The sequence below is a fragment of the Falsiroseomonas sp. HC035 genome, assembly GCF_050563525.1.
Lineage (GTDB): Bacteria > Pseudomonadota > Alphaproteobacteria > Acetobacterales > Acetobacteraceae > Falsiroseomonas.
Genome location: NZ_JBNXUN010000059.1, coordinates 1 through 1,417, shown reverse-complemented (window position 1 = coordinate 1,417; position 1,417 = coordinate 1). Strand labels below are relative to the sequence as shown.

The following is a 1,417-nucleotide window of genomic DNA, read 5'->3' as shown; positions in this document are numbered from 1 at the left end:
GCCTTACCCCTTTTCCCAGCGTGTCGATGGCTGCGAAGCTGAAGGCGCGCAGGCGATGCGGGTATGGTTGTCATGCTGGCTGCCGCTGATGGTTCAGGTCGCTGAGCCGCCCGCATCGCCGCCCCTGATCGACCGCTGATTACGCGATGCCCTCGATGGCTGTGTAAGGCGATGCCGGGGAGACGGGGTGCGCCGGGACGAGCCATGGAGGAGGGTTTTCCATGAAGTTCAGCATCGGGATCGACGCAGCAAAACACACCCACTGGGCCTGCGCCGTGGACGAGGCAGGCCGGGTCGTTCTCGATCGCGCAGTCGAGAACGACCCGCAGGCCATCGAGGGTTTCGTCGCCGCTTTGCGCGGGCTGGGCGGCGATCCCGTCATCGGGATCGACGTGGTCGGCTCCTTCGCGCGCTTCCTCGAGGCGGTTCTGCTGGCCGAGGGCTACACGCTGGTCCATGCACCAGGGATCGCGGTCAACCGCGCCGGCCAGGGCTTCGCAGGCGGCGAGCGCAAGTCCGACCCCAGGGACGCGCGCACCATCGCCGAGCTGGTGCGCACCCGCGACCTGCGTCCCATCGCGCCCGACAACGAGACCGTCGTCGCCATCCGCCTCAAGGTCGGCCGCCGGCGTGAGCTGGTCGCCGAGCAGACCCGGCGCCTGGCGCGCCTGCGCGATCTCCTGTGCGGCATCCATCCCGGCCTCGAACGGGTGCTCGACGTCACCACCAAGGGGCCGCTCGCGCTCCTGAGCCGCTTCGTCACCCCCGCCGAGATCCGCCGCGCAGGCAAGGCCCGCCTCATCGCCCAGCTGCGCAAGACCCCGCAGGTGCGCCATGTCGAAGCCCTGGCCGAGCGCGCGCTGCAGGCCGCACAGGCCCAGCGCATCGCCGTCGTGGGCGAGGCTGCCACCGCAGACCTCATCCGCGAACTCGCCGCCGAGGCCCTGCAGGCGCGCGAGCGCATCACGCGCATCGACCGTGACCTCGAGGAGCTGCTCACGAGCCACCCTGACGGCGCCCTCATCCGCTCGCTGCCGGGGATGGGGGCGGTGCTCGCGGCAGAGTTCATCGCCCGCATCGGCAACATCGGGCGCTTCCACTCCGCCGACGCGCTCGCCTCGGCCGCAGGTCTCGCTCCGGTGCTGCGCCAGTCCGGCCGCAGCGCCGCCTGGCGCCGCGCCTTCGGCGGCGACAAGGCCCTCAAGCGCGTCTTCTTCCAGAGCGCCTTCTGCGCCGTCATGACCGGCGACCCGCTGTCCCGCGCCTTCTACAACCGCAAGCGGCGAGAGGGAAAACACCGCACCCAGGCCCTCATCGCCCTCGCCAGACGACGCGTCACCGTCCTGTGGACCATGCTCCGCTCGCGCCAGAACTTCGACCCAACCCGAAAAGCCGCTTGACTGGCGCATTACGCAGC

At 70.5% G+C, this 1,417-nt stretch carries 1 protein-coding gene; it reads left to right on the top strand.

Annotated features, from left to right (window positions below):
- Positions 1 to 221: 221 nt before the first annotated feature.
- Entirely contained in the window at positions 222 to 1,400 is a 1,179-nt protein-coding gene (locus ACLF3G_RS29400; protein ID WP_430672923.1) for an IS110 family transposase, read from the top strand.
- Positions 1,401 to 1,417: the final 17 nt, after the last annotated feature.

Bases quoted from the DNA above. Each gene is read 5' to 3' on its own strand.
- ACLF3G_RS29400 (WP_430672923.1), top strand. From the start codon at position 222: ATGAAGTTCAGCATCGGGATCGACGCAGCAAAACACACCCACTGGGCC.